The organism is Salmonella sp. SAL04214, assembly GCF_046550615.1.
Lineage (GTDB): Bacteria > Pseudomonadota > Gammaproteobacteria > Enterobacterales > Enterobacteriaceae > Salmonella > Salmonella enterica.
This window is the reverse complement of sequence record NZ_JBGDXT010000002.1, coordinates 90523-105990: the sequence shown is the minus strand read 5'-3', so window position 1 is coordinate 105990 and position 15468 is coordinate 90523. Positions and strand designations below refer to the sequence as shown.

The window sequence follows — 15468 nt, the reverse complement described above, 5'->3', positions numbered from 1 at the left end:
AACTATACAGGACAAAATCGATGACTATGACAAGACTGAAGATTTCTAAAACTCTGCTGGCCGTAATGTTGACCTCTGCTGTTGCGACAGGTTCTGCCTTTGCAGAAAACGCAACAACGGACAAGGCGCAAAGCGGAACCGAAACCGCAGGGCAAAAAGTCGATAGCTCTATGAATAAAGTCGGTAACTTCATGGATGACAGCGCTATCACTGCGAAAGTCAAAGCTGCGCTGGTAGACCATGACAATATTAAAAGCACCGATATTTCTGTCGAAACCAATCAGAAAGTCGTCACCCTGAGCGGCTTTGTAGAAAGCCAGGCGCAGGCTGAAGCCGCCGTGAAAGTGGCGAAAGGCGTAGAAGGCGTGACCTCCGTTAGCGACAAACTTCACGTTCGCGACAATAAAGAAGGTTCCGTGAAAGGTTATGCCGGCGATACGGCCACGACCAGTGAAGTCAAAGCCAAGTTGCTGGCGGACGATCTCGTCCCTTCCCGTAAAGTAAAAGTGGAAACGACCGATGGCGTCGTACAGCTCTCCGGTACTGTTGAAACTCAGGAACAAAGCGACCGCGCTGAAAGCATCGCGAAAGCCGTTGATGGCGTAAAAAGTGTTAAAAACGATCTGAAAGTTCAGTAATTCGTCGTAATTCGTCCTCCCGACGTTTGTCGGGAGGCGTAATGTGCACCACACTAAAAATATCGCGAATGAGTAGCCTGAGCGCTCATATTTAGCGGTCGACATTAACTATGGTAAAGGAGAGGCTTATGTTTCGTTGGGGCATTATATTTCTGGTTATCGCGTTAATTGCCGCCGCATTGGGTTTTGGTGGACTGGCTGGTACGGCTGCCGGCGCGGCGAAAATCGTCTTCGTCGTCGGGATCGTGCTCTTCCTGGTCAGCCTGTTCATGGGCCGTAAACGACCCTAGCAGGCAGCTGTAAAGATATATTGCTATCAAGCCAGTCCAGCGGACTGGCTTTTACGGTTTTAGCCGTTAACGTTTTGCGTTACCTTGTCAGCCTGGAAAAAAATGAAAAACAGGAAGGCAGAGGTGGGCCAGCGAATACCGGTTACGCTCGGCAATATTGCGCCGTTATCATTAACACCGTTCCGGCCAGGCCGTATGGCGCTGGTCTGTGAGGGCGGGGGGCAGCGGGGTATCTTTACCGCAGGCGTGCTGGATGAGTTTATGCGTGCGCAGTTTAATCCTTTCCATCTCTACTTCGGCACATCAGCCGGTGCGCAAAATCTCTCGGCGTATCTCTGCAACCAGCCCGGCTACGGGCGTAAAGTCATTATGCGCTATACCACCAGGCGCGAATTTTTTGATCCGCTACGATTTGTACGCGGAGGAAACCTTATTGACCTCGACTGGCTGGTGGAGTCCACCGCCGCCCGGATGCCGCTGCAGATGGATACCGCAGCGCGCCTGTTCGACAGCGGAAAATCCTTTTATATGTGCGCCTGCCGGGGGGATGATTACACGCCGGGCTATTTCTCGCCGACAAAACAAAACTGGCTTGATATCATTCGCGCCTCCAGCGCCATACCGGGTTTCTACCGTACCGGCGTTACGTTAGAGGGCATCAACTATCTGGACGGTGGCATTAGCGACGCCATTCCGGTTCAGGAGGCGGCAAAGCGGGGGGCGAAAACCATTGTGGTGATCCGCACCGTACCCTCGCAAATGTATTACACGCCGCAGTGGTTTAAGCGTATGGAGCGCTGGCTGGGAGAGAGCAGTCTACAGCCGTTGGTCAACCTGGTGCAGCATCATGAAACGTCCTACAGCGCGATCCAACAATTTATTGAAAAGCCGCCGGGTAAGCTGCGGATCATTGAAATTTATCCGCCGAAACCGCTGCACAGCATGGCGCTGGGCAGCCGTATCCCGGCGCTGCGTGAGGATTACAAAACCGGGCGATTATGCGGGCGTTATTTCCTTGCCACCGTTGGTAAATTGCTCGCCGCAACGCCGCCTCTCTTGCGCCATACGTCGCGGATTGCCGTGCCGGAAACGGTGGTCGTGCCTCCGGCGCCGGTGGCCAATGATACGCATGTGGCGGAGGTCATTAGCGCGCCGCAGGCAAACGACACCACATTTACCGACGAGGATCTGGCGTGAGCTGGCGCTTTATCGATACACACTGCCATTTTGATTTCCCGCCCTTTACGGGCGATGAGCGCGCCAGTATTCAGCGTGCCTGTGAGGCGGGCGTTGAAAAAATCATCGTGCCGGCGACCGAGGCGGCTCACTTTCCCCGCGTGCTGGCGCTGGCGGCGCGTTTCCCGTCGCTTTATGCTGCGCTGGGATTACACCCCATTGTGATTGAGCGTCATGCCGATGACGATCCTGATAAGCTGCAACAAGCACTGGCGCAACAACAGAACGTCGTGGCGGTAGGCGAGATTGGTCTCGATCTTTATCGCGACGATCCGCAGTTTGCCAGGCAAGAGCGATTGTTAGACGCGCAACTGCAACTGGCAAAACGCTACGATCTGCCGGTGATCCTGCACTCGCGGCGCACGCATGACAAACTGGCGATGCACTTAAAGCGCCAGGATCTACCGCGAACCGGTGTGGTGCATGGTTTTGCCGGCAGTCTGCAACAGGCCGAACGCTTTGTGCGACTGGGCTATAAAATCGGCGTCGGCGGCACCATCACCTACCTGCGCGCCAGTAAAACCCGTGATGTTATGGCGCGGTTGCCGCTGGACGCGCTGTTGCTGGAGACCGATGCGCCGGATATGCCGCTAAAGGGGTTTCAGGGGCAGCCGAACCGCCCGGAGCAGGCGGCGCGCGTATTTGATGCGCTCTGCGAATTACGTCCGGAGCCCGCAGAGGTGATAGCCGATACGCTGTATCGCAATACCATTACCTTGTTTCGGCTCTGAGGGCATCGCAGCCGCCGTCCGGCAGGCGACGGTTACAAATATAGCGCCGGCAAAATCAGCTTCGCCACCCCACGCGCGCGCAATCCGTCAGCCAGCCGTTCCACCTCTTGCGGCGTCGCGCCTGGCCAGGCTTTCGCTTCGCCATAGACGCCATGCGCATGAAAGGCATTCAGGCGCACCGGAACCTCGCCCAGCGAAGTAATAAACGCCGCCAGTGAATCGATATGCGCCGCATAGTCCACCTGACCCGGGATAACCAGCAACCGCAGCTCCGCCAGTTTTCCCCGCGCAGCAAGAAAGCGGATACTGTGCTTAATATGCGTGTTATCGCGTCCGGTCAGACGGTGATGACACTCGCTCTTCCAGGCTTTCAGATCGAGCATTACGCCGTCGCAAACCGGCAGTAGTTTCTGCCAGCCGGTCTCGCTTAACTGACCATTACTGTCCACCAGGCAGGTCAGTCGTTGTAACTGCGGATCGGCTTTGATCGCTGTAAATAGCGCCACAATAAACGGTAATTGCGTGGTCGCCTCTCCGCCGCTGACGGTAATACCTTCAATAAACAGCGATGCTTTACGAATATGACGCAGCACATCGTCAACGCTCATGGTCTGCGCCATTGGCGTTGCCTGCTGTGGGCACATTTTCAGGCAGGTATCGCACTGCTCGCAGATGTCCGACCGCCATACCACTTTCCCGCCATCAACGCTGAGGGCGTGGTGCGGACACTGCGATACGCATTCCCCGCAGTCGTTACAGCGTCCCATCGTCCACGGGTTATGGCAATTCTTGCAGCGCAAATTGCAGCCCTGTAAGAATAATGCCAGGCGGCTGCCTGGCCCATCGACGCAGGAAAACGCAATGATCTTACTGACTAAAGCGCATCTGTTGTTCATGGCTGACTACGCGTGGCTGTCGTTCCAGGATGCGGGTATTACGTGCGGCTTCTTCTCCCAGCCAGGTGGTATTCGTGCGCGAGCCTTCGGCGCGAAATTTCGCCAGATCCGACAGGCGCACCATATAACCGGTGACGCGCACCAGATCGTTGCCGCTGACATTGGCGGTAAATTCCCGCATCCCGGCTTTGAACGCGCCAAGACAAAGCTGAACCAGCGCCTGCGGATTACGCTTGATGGTTTCGTCCAGCGTCAGAATGTCGCTGATCCCGGCATGATAAAAGGCATGGTGCGGCGCGACGGTTTGCAAATGGGTGATAGGGTCCGGTTCATCGCCATACGGCAGACGTGCGCCCGGCGTAGTGCCAATATCGGAACTGATGCCAGACTGGGCATGGAGCAGCGCCCGTTGCTTCCAGCCATACTTCACTGGCGTATTTTCGACGAAATCCGCCAGTTGGGCGCTAATACGGTAGCCCAGCTCGTTCGCCGTTTCATTCTTGCCGTAACGGGCGGTCAGGCCCGCGTTTTCGCACAGCAGGTTCACGGCTTCCGCCAGCCCGTACATACCGAACATCGGCGCAAAACGTTCGGGATCGATCAAACCTTCCTGTACAAGAAAGCTATTCTCAAAGAAATGTGACTTTTCATAGAGGAATTCACATCGTGAATTAATGATGGCGATCTGCTGTCGGTAGTAGTGCGGTAGCGTGCGTGAAAAGAAGTCATCGACAGACGTACTGCGTTCTGCCACGGCTTTCAGGTTGAGACGTACCAGCGTACTGCCGCCGCCGCCAAGCGGTAGCGAGTTATAACAACTGACGATGCCATAATGGCCTTTTGTGAAAATTTTATCATTTACAGGGCCATTGGAAATGTGTGGCTTACTACATTCGCAAATGTTTTTGGCGACCTCCAGCAGCAGATCGTCCGGCGTAATTTCCGCATCGTAGATAAACGTCAGGTTAGGCGCCACCTGCTTTAGCTCGGCATCAGCGCGCAAAATCGCTCGTGTGACAGGCGTATCGGCAGGGCCAATATTGGCATGCATAAAGGCGTCTGGCAGCGTTCTGTCGAGATAACGCCAGAAACGTTTTATTCGAATATCGATCGCATCTTGTGTTAGAATTCTAACATACGGTTGCAGCAACGCATCAAGCTGGCCGAGATAAACCGGCATGGACGTCACGGAAGGAACGTGATGATACAGAATGGTGAGTAGGGATAACGCATCATCCAGATCTTTCGCGCCTTCCAGTTCCAGCCACTGTGAACCGTTAGCCAGAAATCGGGCGTAATCGGGCAACACGTAGCGCGGTTTGAAGGGGGCGTGCCCCTCAAACATATCGCAAATGACGCCTTCATCCAGCGCCTGGCGGGCATCTTCCGGCAGGGGGGGATAAGGCAGGGCGTTTTCAGCTTCCAGCGCCAGAAAATGGCGTTTTTGTTCAGGCGTGAGCACCGGGCTGGTCACAATTTGCTGGCAACGCTGCTGGAGCGCAGTTTCGCATGAGGCAGGCATCTTCGTTTCCTCTTTATGCCGGGACGATGCGCTATTGTAGAAAATGGCGGCAAACCGACTTTGATCCTGATGCGCTTATCGCTCGAAGAACAGACGGTGACGGCGGGATAATTTGATTCAGATCTCATTACAGTAATGCAAATTTGTACGTAGTTTTCATTAACTGTGATGTATATCGAAGTGTAATCGCGAGTGAATGTTAGAATATTAACAGACTCGCAAGGTGAAATTTTATACGGCAATGCCGTTGGAGAATGTCATGACTGATTTAAAAGCAAGCAGCCTGCGTGCGCTCAAACTGATGGATCTGACCACTCTGAACGATGACGACACCAATGAAAAAGTGATCGCGTTGTGTCATCAGGCAAAAACCCCGGTCGGGAATACGGCGGCGATTTGTATTTACCCGCGTTTTATCCCGATTGCGCGTAAAACTCTGAAAGAACAAGGTACGCCGGACATCCGCATTGCAACGGTGACTAACTTCCCGCATGGCAATGATGACATCGATATTGCGCTGGCGGAAACCCGTGCGGCGATCGCCTACGGCGCTGACGAAGTGGACGTGGTATTCCCGTACCGCGCGTTGATCGCCGGTAACGAGCAGGTGGGTTTTGACCTGGTAAAAGCCTGTAAAGACGCTTGTGCCGCAGCGAACGTATTGCTGAAAGTGATTATCGAAACCGGCGAGCTGAAAGAAGAGGCGCTGATTCGTAAAGCCTCTGAAATCTCCATTAAAGCCGGTGCGGATTTCATCAAAACCTCTACCGGTAAAGTGCCGGTAAACGCTACGCCGGAAAGCGCGCGCATCATGATGGAAGTGATCCGCGACATGGGCGTTTCTAAAACCGTTGGCTTCAAACCGGCGGGCGGCGTACGTACGGCGGAAGACGCGCAGAAATTCCTCGCGATTGCAGACGAACTGTTTGGCGCTGACTGGGCAGATTCTCGTCACTACCGCTTTGGCGCATCCAGCCTGCTGGCAAGCCTGCTGAAAGCGCTGGGTCACGGCGACGGTAAGAGCGCCAGCAGCTACTAAGCTCTGATTTGCCGGATGGCGCTGCGCTTATCCGGCCTACAAATCCAGGCCTGTAGGCCGGATAAGGCGTTAGCCGCCATCCGGCGATGTAAGCCTTCTACTCTTTTCCCTCAGGAGGGTACCGTGTTTCTCGCACAAGAAATTATTCGTAAAAAGCGTGATGGTCATGCGTTGAGTGACGAAGAAATTCGTTTCTTTATCAATGGTATTCGTGACAATACTATCTCTGAAGGGCAGATTGCCGCCCTGGCGATGACCATCTTCTTCCACGATATGACCATGCCGGAGCGTGTTTCGCTGACCATGGCGATGCGGGATTCCGGTACTGTCCTTGACTGGAAAAGCCTGAATCTCAATGGCCCGATTGTCGATAAGCATTCGACCGGCGGCGTAGGGGACGTGACGTCTCTGATGTTGGGGCCAATGGTAGCGGCCTGCGGCGGTTATGTGCCGATGATCTCCGGTCGCGGTCTCGGACATACCGGCGGTACGCTCGACAAACTGGAAGCGATCCCGGGCTTCGATATCTTCCCGGACGACAACCGTTTCCGCGAAATTATTCAAGACGTGGGTGTGGCGATTATTGGGCAAACCAGCTCGCTTGCACCGGCGGACAAACGTTTTTACGCCACCCGCGATATTACCGCGACGGTGGACTCTATTCCGCTGATCACTGGTTCCATCCTCGCCAAGAAACTGGCCGAAGGGCTGGATGCGCTGGTAATGGACGTCAAAGTCGGTAGCGGCGCGTTTATGCCGACCTATGAACTTTCTGAAGCCCTTGCTGAAGCGATTGTCGGCGTGGCAAACGGCGCGGGAGTTCGCACTACGGCGTTGTTAACCGATATGAACCAGGTGCTGGCTTCAAGCGCCGGTAACGCGGTGGAAGTGTGTGAAGCCGTGCAGTTCCTGACCGGTGAATACCGCAATCCGCGCTTGTTTGACGTCACTATGGCGCTATGCGTGGAGATGCTGATCTCCGGCCAGCTGGCGAAAGACGACGCCGAAGCGCGTGCCAAACTGCAGGCGGTTCTGGATAACGGTAAAGCGGCAGAAGTCTTTGGTCGTATGGTGGCCGCGCAGAAAGGGCCGAGCGATTTCGTTGAGAACTACGATAAATACTTGCCGACCGCCATGTTGAGCAAAGCGGTATATGCTGATACCGAAGGGTTTATCAGCGCAATGGATACGCGTGCGCTGGGGATGGCGGTCGTCTCGATGGGCGGTGGGCGTCGTCAGGCGTCTGATACCATTGATTACAGCGTTGGCTTTACCGACATGGCCCGTCTGGGCGACAGCATCGACGGGCAGCGCCCGCTGGCGGTGATTCATGCCAAAGACGAAGCCAGTTGGCAGGAAGCGGCGAAGGCCGTCAAAGCGGCAATTATCCTTGACGATAAAGCGCCAGCAAGCACACCTTCGGTCTATCGTCGAATTACTGAATAGTTGTATACTGATCTGATCAATTATTTTTGAAGCACTAAGTACGGAGAAGATATGAAACGTGCATTTATTATGGTGCTGGACTCATTCGGCATCGGCGCTACTGAAGACGCGGATCGTTTTGGCGACGTAGGTTCCGACACTCTGGGCCACATCGCAGAAGCTTGCGCCAAAGGCGAAGCTGACAATGGCCGTAAAGGCCCGTTGAATCTGCCTAACCTGACTCGTCTGGGGCTGGTGAAAGCGCATGAAGGCTCTACCGGTAAAATTGCCGCCGGCATGGACGGCAACGCGGACGTTATTGGCGCATACGCATGGGCGCACGAACTGTCCTCCGGCAAAGATACGCCGTCCGGCCACTGGGAAATCGCCGGTGTGCCGGTACTGTTCGACTGGGGCTATTTCAGCGACCACGAAAACAGCTTCCCGCAGGAACTGCTGGATAAGCTGGTGAAACGCGCCAACCTGCCGGGCTATCTCGGTAACTGCCACTCGTCCGGCACCGTTATTCTGGACCAGCTCGGCGAAGAGCACATGAAAACCGGCAAGCCGATTTTCTACACCTCCGCTGACTCCGTGTTCCAGATTGCCTGCCACGAAGAGACCTTTGGCCTGGATAAACTCTACGAGCTGTGCGAAATCGCCCGTGAAGAGCTGACCGAAGGCGGCTACAACATTGGCCGCGTGATCGCGCGTCCGTTTATCGGCGACAAGGCCGGTAACTTCCAGCGTACCGGCAACCGTCACGACCTGGCCGTTGAACCGCCTGCGCCGACCGTGCTGCAGAAACTGGTCGATGAAAAACAGGGCCACGTGGTGTCCGTCGGTAAGATTGCCGACATCTACGCCAACTGCGGCATCACTAAGAAAGTGAAAGCGACCGGTCTGGACGCGCTGTTCGACGCGACCCTCAAAGAGATGAAAGAAGCGGGCGATAAAACCATCGTCTTCACTAACTTCGTTGACTTCGACTCTTCCTGGGGCCACCGTCGCGACATCGCGGGCTACGCCGCAGGCCTGGAGCTGTTTGACCGCCGTCTGCCGGAGCTGATGGAGCTGGTGGGTGAAGATGACATTCTGATCCTGACCGCTGACCACGGCTGTGACCCGAGCTGGACCGGTACTGACCATACCCGTGAGCACATTCCGGTGCTGATCTACGGTCCGAAAGTCAAACCGGGCTCTTTAGGTCACCGTGAAACCTTTGCGGATATCGGCCAGACGCTGGCGACCTACTTTGGCACATCGCCAATGGACTACGGTAAAAACATGCTGTGATACCCGTTATCTTTCGCGCTGTAGATGCGTTGACTTCATTCGCTCACCCCGGTCACATAGTTAATCTATGCTCCCGGGGATTCACGAATTCGTCGCCTTCCTACAACGCGAAATACTTAGGGTATTTCACTGTTTTGACACACGCTTTGTAGGCCTGATAAGGCGTAGCCGCCATCAGGCAATAACAACAAATTTAAAGGGAACTGAAGATGGCAACTCCACATATTAATGCAGAAATGGGTGATTTCGCTGACGTCGTATTGATGCCGGGCGACCCGCTGCGTGCGAAGCACATTGCTGAGACTTTCCTCGAAGATGTTCGCGAAGTGAACAACGTTCGCGGCATGTTAGGTTTCACCGGGACTTACAAAGGCCGTAAGATCTCCGTGATGGGCCACGGTATGGGTATCCCGTCCTGCTCTATCTACACCAAAGAGCTGATCACCGATTTCGGCGTGAAGAAAATCATTCGCGTCGGCTCCTGCGGCGCTGTGCGCATGGACGTCAAACTGCGCGACGTGGTGATCGGTATGGGTGCCTGCACCGACTCCAAAGTGAACCGTATCCGTTTTAAAGATCATGACTTCGCGGCTATCGCTGACTTCGACATGGTACGTAACGCGGTTGACGCGGCAAAAGCGCTGGGCGTAGACGCGCGCGTGGGCAACCTGTTCTCCGCTGACCTGTTCTACTCTCCGGACGGCGAAATGTTCGACGTGATGGAAAAATACGGCGTGCTGGGCGTGGAGATGGAAGCGGCGGGCATCTACGGCGTTGCGGCTGAGTTTGGCGCGAAAGCGCTGACCATCTGCACCGTGTCCGACCACATCCGTACCCACGAGCAGACCACAGCCGCTGAGCGTCAGACGACCTTCAACGACATGATCAAAATCGCACTGGAATCTGTGCTGCTGGGCGATAAAGAGTAAGATTGTGAAGGGGGCCAGAGCAGGCCCCCTTCATCGTTTATTTCGTCAGCACTTCCCACTGTAAATTGCTTTCCAGCATGACCGTATCGGTAGAATGTGTAAATTGATTATCGTTCAAGACAGGTGTTAATGTCAGCGTGACGTTCATCATTTTCCCACTGACCTGCTGGTTATTATCCATCGCGATGATACCGTTGTTATTATGTAGCAACAGACTATCCAGGGCACTGTCATTGGGAGCAAAGCTCACTCTATCAAGGGTGCTGGCAATAGGATAACTTTTACCATCTACTATCATCTGACTAACACGTACGGCGAGACCACCGTTATTTCCAAAATAAAATCGTCCCTTTTCCCCCGCAGAGGCTTGCACAAAAAGAGCAATATTCTGGCTTTCTGGGCAACTCACACTAACGTGAACCTCCTGTGAAGACATTTGATTCCAGCCTTGCTGAGAATTGACGATATCATCTTGCTTAAGCCAGCCAAAGCTGACGTTTGGCGAAGAGAACGTTATTTGGCAGTCATCGTCGGCCCGGGCTGATGGAGGGAGTAGTGCGGTGAAGAGACAACATATAGCAATCCCCAACCATTTGCTGTTGGATTTCATTGACAGACTCCCTTTGCCGTTTCATAAAATGCCTCTTTATCCTGGGTTTTCTGCAGCGTGTAGTGGATGCGACACAGACGATTCATATCATCATCAGCGGCATATAACGCAGGATTATCCCCAACATCGGTGATAAATACGCGTCCGCTGTCGACAGCGCTGACCAAATAGTTATTTTTTCATCTACAATGCTGGTGCCTTTAGGTAGCCATGAGCCGTCCGGACGCTTTACTGTCAGCATCACACGGCGTGTATTCAGCACGTTGAAATCCAGTACCCGAAAAGCGCTGTGCGCGACGGTAATATTCTTAATACCGTTTGCCAGTTCCATGCTCTTTGGTAGCGTATTCGCATTAACCTCTACGCGGGATTTCCGCCATTCAGTTAGCCCCGGAATGACGGCCTGCCCCCAGCGGTCAGTCCAGATTCGCCCCTGTGGCGTGGCGATTTCAATGCCGCTTTCTGGTTCACTCAGGCGTGCGATAGCAAAGGTATTTTTGATGGTGTAAGGCGAGAACGTTATGCCATGTTCGTGTGCAGCGATGCCCCCGCTGAAGGTTGCGTTATAGTTGCGGTAATTATCGCCATCAGTGCCGCCGCCCACGCTGAGTTGAGTGTAATGGAGATTGCTATTGAGATTACCGTTGAAGCTATTTTGCTGGTTTTTTGCATCACGATCCGCAGAAATATAGTAATGGGTATCTTTACTCAGCGAACCATTATTTTGTAGCCCGTAGGTTGTTTTATCACCTTGATTACGCATATAAGCGCCGACGCGCTGCTCACCTAGTGGAATGCTGATGTTGATGTAAAACATATCATCATCATTACTGCCGTTATGATTCTCATCATCCTGATTAACAGCGTGCTGCCAGTTAGCGGTAATTGAGGCATATTTAAATGTTTTGCCCCAGGAAGCCATTATACTGCGAGAGTCGTTGTCATTATCCGTAGCCTGATAAGTGTAATAACCCAGAGAGAAGGTACCTAACAGATTATGGTTCCAGGCGATATTAGCACTGGAGCTACTTTGGTATTCGTAAGCATCTTTATTGAGCGCATCCGTTAACTCACGGTATCCGTCGCTGTAGCGGGCGGTGCTGACGTCAAGGCTAATTTCCCCGGGCAGCGCCATGCTGGCGCGTAGTTCACTTTTCGCACCCTGCAGAGATTCGCCGAAGGACGCTTTACTGCCCAGCATTGAGCCGGAAAACGTCCATTTGTTGGTTGGAAGCCATTGCAGCATACCTCCTGCCGCTTGATAGTCTTGTGCCAGTACGCCAGACGCCTGCGCCAGCCAGTTTTCACTCAGTTTCCAACCATCGCTGATGTTATAGATCCAGGGGAGAGAATAGTCGCTGGTGGTATCACGTACGCGCCCTATGGACATTGTTAAGCCTGCGGGCGTGAGTTCGCGTAAATTAAAAGATACTGCCGGCACCGTGAAGGTTGTCGTTGAGCCATCGGTTTCAACGACGCTGACGTTAAGGTCGGTATTGCTGCGTATGATGGGGACATTTTCAAGGGTAAATGCCCCAGCGTTCACTGGTGCGGTATAAATAATCTGTCCGGACTGACGAACTTCAACGCGAGCCTGGTGGGTTCGGGCAATACCGTTAATGGTTACGCCTTGTGTATCCTGTGCCAGCCCTTGTTCAGGGATAAGCTGTACGCCGTTGATCGGCGCGCCACTGAATAGACTGGAGTTGACGTTGATCTGCCCAACTTGCGCACGCATTTTTTGTGCCTGAAATACGTGCTCCGCATAGGTATATAGACTATCGGTACGGTATTCTCCATCATTATTCGTCAGCATGTAGCGGCTGCGCAGCGTCCATTCCGCGAAGTTTAAGCCAGCTTCAAGGTTTGCCTGAGCATAGTTTCGGCTATCGCTACCGGATGACTCGCTGCGACTGGCGTACAGGTTATAGTTAAATAACCCGGCGGTGCCGCCTTTAATCACGTTGTTTAGCGAGAGTAAGTTATTATCCAGAGCCTGCGCCGGAACAAAAAGCTCCAGCGATTCACTGTTTGGCAGTGGGGTAATAATCGCTGAGGGATAATCTTCTTGTAGGCTATGGCATGTTTCTTTGGCGCTGATATTAAGCGGTACGAGCCCGCTGGCGCTGAGGAAATCGTCATCCACGCAAAGCTGGCCTTCTGTGTCGAAACGCGCGACCAACGACCCTCTATTTACGCCATTGATCTTTACCATGACGGTGTGGCTGCCTGGTAGAAAACGCGGCGCACGGGAAAAATATTGTGCCACGTTGGGGCTAATGCCTCTGGAGGTGAGAATACCCATGTCAAAATTCAGCTCCTCCGCCAGAGCCGAAAACGTCGTGGTCGCCAGTGAGCAATAAAGCGCAGTTTTGATGTATAGCGGCAGTTTTGAATACTTCACGTGCTAGCTCTCATCACGGCACCAGCGGTGAGGTAAAGCTGGGGACTTCAATGCCGTAACGGCTGGCAGGGTAAAAACGTACGGATGTATCAGCAGCAAGGGGCGTTTTTATACTGACGTTCAATGTTTCGCCGGGCAGAATATAGGTTTTTTTAATCGTGCCTTCGCCCCCGGAAGGTAAGAAGGTAATATTTTGGGCTAAACGTACAACGTAGGGAGACGGATTTTTGACGTTGATTGTTTGTCCGTTTCTGGACCAGGTTAATAATTTCCAGGCATCAGTAACGACCGGTAGATTTTTAGGACGAATTAATACCGGCAAATCCTGGCGTAGATTAAAACCTATTTTCATTCCCTTATTGGTAGATTTCGGAGGAATACCTTCAAACGTGACGCGTTTATAGTGCTCGACGGTGAGCGGTTCCGTGCTTTCCATAATAAAGCGTAGTTGCTGCTGCTGGCCTGCTTCAACGCGAACAACCGGTTGAGTGACATCCAGCTTCACACCATTGTCGTCAGGTAAATCAACGACGGTGGTATATAGCAAAGCCGGATTGCTGTCGGTGTTTTTAACATTCATTACGCCGCTGTGTGTGGATTCTTCAATCACCAGTAGCGTAGTTTCCGGTACCATGCCGGCAGCGTTAGCCTGTGAAAAGAGTGCTGAAAAAACAAAGGGGACGCTGAGTAATAATAATGGAAGTTTAGTCACTGCTGGCATCAGAATTAGTCCTTTAATTTTAATCTGTCTCCCCATAATAAGGGAGACAGATCAATAACCTTTTTATACGGTCTGGATCAGAGATATTTAAGCGTGATGGTTGCCTGACCATCCAGAACAGTATCATCAGTAATGGCCAGCGTTGCAGTATCCTGAATAGCCAGTGAGGTTTTCAGCGGGAAAATGGCAAGAGTATACGGAACTGGTTCGGTGGTGCCTTTTGTAGCAACGGTAAACATTTCCATATTGCCGTTTTTGATAATCCCGGTGGTGGACTTCTGCCAGACTGGGCTATCAACGGTTCCTGAGATAGCGTCAGATTTTACACCATCAGCGGTAACGTTCGCGGTATCGGTGTAAATAGAGAACGCGCCGATTTTTACACCTTCGGTTGTTTTGCCAACGCCGTAGGACATTGTGGTATCAGATACTATACCATTAGTCATATTGCCATTGGCTATGGAGATAACGGATGCGCCTGGGTGGGTGTCCGCACGGTCATCGGTAATAGTCCAGGCTGCTTTGGTTGCAGACGGACAAGAGATACTCAGAGAGACATCTTTAGTGCCCAGTTGGTTTACATCGGTTGCGGAAAGTGTGGCGAGGCGGATAGTACCGTAATCAACCACACCGCCGTCGCTGAGTTCTGGGGTACAACCGCCAACAATCAGTTGACCGGTGACTTTTAATACGGCGGTGGTGTCAGCATTCACGCTGGTTGTAGCAAAGGCTGCTGCAATTGCAGTAATAAGCAAAATTTTTTTCATTATAGTTCCATTAAAGAGGTGTTGAATATTCCATGTGAATGCTGGAGTTACAGATATACGAGTGTAAAGGTCGCCTGACCATCAAGCGTGGTGTTATCGGTAATAGCCAGTGTGTCCGTTCCCTGTATAGCGGCAGCTACGCGTATAGGAAATGTTGCAATGGTAAAAGCGGCGGGGCCATTTTCATCGCCGACACTATATGTAGTGACAGTTGGAAATGTATTTGTAAGCGCAACGAATTCGTTTCCTGTGATAGCCCAGTAATCTGGATTATTACTACTTGACGCTACCATTTTCGTCTGAATTCCATCGGCGGTCGCATTATTCAAGTCCATAGAGAGGCCGAATGAACCAATGTTGATACCACCTGCTGTTTTACCCAGACCTAGCTGATAGTTTGGTATTCTATTGTTCTGATGTCTAAATGTTGCGTCATCGATAGTCAATGATGTTACCGAATCGGGATGATTATCGGTAGCGGTCCAGCCAACTTTTGCCGGTGCAAGACACTGAATCGTGAGTGTTATATCTTTGTATCCCAGTTGATTCGTCTCAGTTGGCAGCAGATCGCTAACGGCCTTAGTACCGAAATCTACAACTCCACCATCACTTAACTCTGGTATACATGCGCCGTTGGTTAAAACGCCAGTCAGTTTTAATACAGCAGTGGATTCAACCGCTTGCGCTGAAGTTGATAATCCTATTACGACAGAGGTCGCTATTAATAATTTTTTCATCAGTAATCCCTAACGATTAAGTATATTTCCAAAGAACATGTAATGCGCGCCGGGATTCTATGAAGAGAATGATAGGTTGTAAATTTAATAAAATTAAATCTTGGTTAAGAAAAACTTTAATCATCATTGGTGATGATAAATGGTTTATAATTCGCTGGGTTTATGAAGTACGGGGAAATAATATTAATTTTAAAGATTATAGTAGTTGGTGAGTGTGTTTTAACTAT

Annotated in this window: 14 protein-coding genes and 1 pseudogene; 8 read left to right on the top strand and 7 right to left on the bottom strand. The window is 52.2% G+C overall.

Annotation, left to right across the window (positions count from 1 at the left end; all coding sequences use genetic code 11):
- The first annotated feature begins 20 nt into the window (after positions 1 to 20).
- From osmY to ACLJQD_RS03670, 4 genes are all read left to right on the top strand, one after another.
- Positions 21 to 638, top strand: a complete 618-nt coding sequence (gene osmY / locus ACLJQD_RS03685) for a molecular chaperone OsmY (RefSeq protein ID WP_000178963.1) — start codon at positions 21 to 23, stop codon at positions 636 to 638.
- 128 nt (positions 639 to 766) lie between these two features.
- On the top strand, positions 767 to 928 hold the full coding sequence (locus ACLJQD_RS03680; RefSeq protein ID WP_000490276.1) for a DUF1328 domain-containing protein: 162 nt from the start codon (positions 767 to 769) through the stop codon (positions 926 to 928).
- A 123-nt stretch (positions 929 to 1051) separates the two neighbouring features.
- Complete coding sequence (locus ACLJQD_RS03675; RefSeq protein WP_000531545.1) at positions 1052 to 2125, top strand: patatin family protein; 1074 nt, start codon at positions 1052 to 1054, stop codon at positions 2123 to 2125.
- Positions 2122 to 2895 (top strand): metal-dependent hydrolase, encoded by a 774-nt coding sequence (locus ACLJQD_RS03670; protein WP_017441763.1) that lies wholly within the window; start codon positions 2122 to 2124, stop codon positions 2893 to 2895. Before ACLJQD_RS03675 ends, ACLJQD_RS03670 begins: the two co-directional genes overlap by 4 nt.
- Before the next feature lie 32 nt (positions 2896 to 2927).
- Here the strand turns inward: ACLJQD_RS03670 and ACLJQD_RS03665 are convergent, their stop codons facing one another.
- Positions 2928 to 3791 carry a YjjW family glycine radical enzyme activase gene (locus tag ACLJQD_RS03665; protein WP_001064939.1) on the bottom strand — a complete coding sequence of 288 codons (864 nt, stop codon included), beginning with the start codon at positions 3789 to 3791 and terminating at the stop codon, positions 2928 to 2930.
- Positions 3763 to 5313 carry a YjjI family glycine radical enzyme gene (locus ACLJQD_RS03660; RefSeq protein ID WP_017441764.1) on the bottom strand — a complete coding sequence of 517 codons (1551 nt, stop codon included), beginning with the start codon at positions 5311 to 5313 and terminating at the stop codon, positions 3763 to 3765. Before ACLJQD_RS03660 ends, ACLJQD_RS03665 begins: the two co-directional genes overlap by 29 nt.
- Before the next feature lie 259 nt (positions 5314 to 5572).
- Here ACLJQD_RS03660 and deoC point away from each other — a divergent pair, with 259 nt between their 5' ends.
- The 4 genes from deoC (at position 5573) to deoD (ending at position 10002) form a co-directional block, all read left to right on the top strand.
- Complete coding sequence (deoC, locus tag ACLJQD_RS03655; protein ID WP_001519713.1) at positions 5573 to 6352, top strand: deoxyribose-phosphate aldolase; 780 nt, start codon at positions 5573 to 5575, stop codon at positions 6350 to 6352.
- 123 nt (positions 6353 to 6475) lie between these two features.
- Positions 6476 to 7798, top strand: a complete 1323-nt coding sequence (gene deoA / locus ACLJQD_RS03650; protein ID WP_017441765.1) for a thymidine phosphorylase — start codon at positions 6476 to 6478, stop codon at positions 7796 to 7798.
- Between the two features lie 51 nt (positions 7799 to 7849).
- Entirely contained in the window at positions 7850 to 9073 is a 1224-nt protein-coding gene (deoB, locus tag ACLJQD_RS03645) for a phosphopentomutase (protein ID WP_000816454.1), read from the top strand.
- A 209-nt stretch (positions 9074 to 9282) separates the two neighbouring features.
- Positions 9283 to 10002, top strand: a complete 720-nt coding sequence (deoD, locus tag ACLJQD_RS03640; RefSeq protein ID WP_000224864.1) for a purine-nucleoside phosphorylase — start codon at positions 9283 to 9285, stop codon at positions 10000 to 10002.
- Positions 10003 to 10039: 37 nt separating this feature from the next.
- Here the strand turns inward: deoD and ACLJQD_RS03635 are convergent, their stop codons facing one another.
- The 5 genes and pseudogenes from ACLJQD_RS03635 to ACLJQD_RS03615 form a co-directional block, all read right to left on the bottom strand.
- Positions 10040 to 10612, bottom strand: a complete 573-nt coding sequence (locus ACLJQD_RS03635; RefSeq protein ID WP_017441766.1) for a membrane protein — start codon at positions 10610 to 10612, stop codon at positions 10040 to 10042.
- Positions 10609 to 13016, bottom strand: a pseudogene (locus ACLJQD_RS03630) (fimbrial biogenesis outer membrane usher protein). The gene ACLJQD_RS03635 and the pseudogene ACLJQD_RS03630 overlap by 4 nt, the downstream one beginning before the upstream one ends.
- A 13-nt stretch (positions 13017 to 13029) precedes the next feature.
- A complete protein-coding gene (gene stjC / locus ACLJQD_RS03625) occupies positions 13030 to 13737 on the bottom strand; it encodes a fimbrial biogenesis chaperone StjC (RefSeq protein ID WP_001112028.1) in 708 nt (235 codons plus the stop codon).
- 77 nt (positions 13738 to 13814) lie between these two features.
- Positions 13815 to 14504, bottom strand: a complete 690-nt coding sequence (locus ACLJQD_RS03620) for a DUF1120 domain-containing protein (RefSeq protein ID WP_000722272.1) — start codon at positions 14502 to 14504, stop codon at positions 13815 to 13817.
- A 47-nt stretch (positions 14505 to 14551) separates the two neighbouring features.
- Positions 14552 to 15241, bottom strand: a complete 690-nt coding sequence (locus tag ACLJQD_RS03615; protein WP_017441767.1) for a DUF1120 domain-containing protein — start codon at positions 15239 to 15241, stop codon at positions 14552 to 14554.
- Between the last annotated feature and the right edge of the window lie 227 nt (positions 15242 to 15468).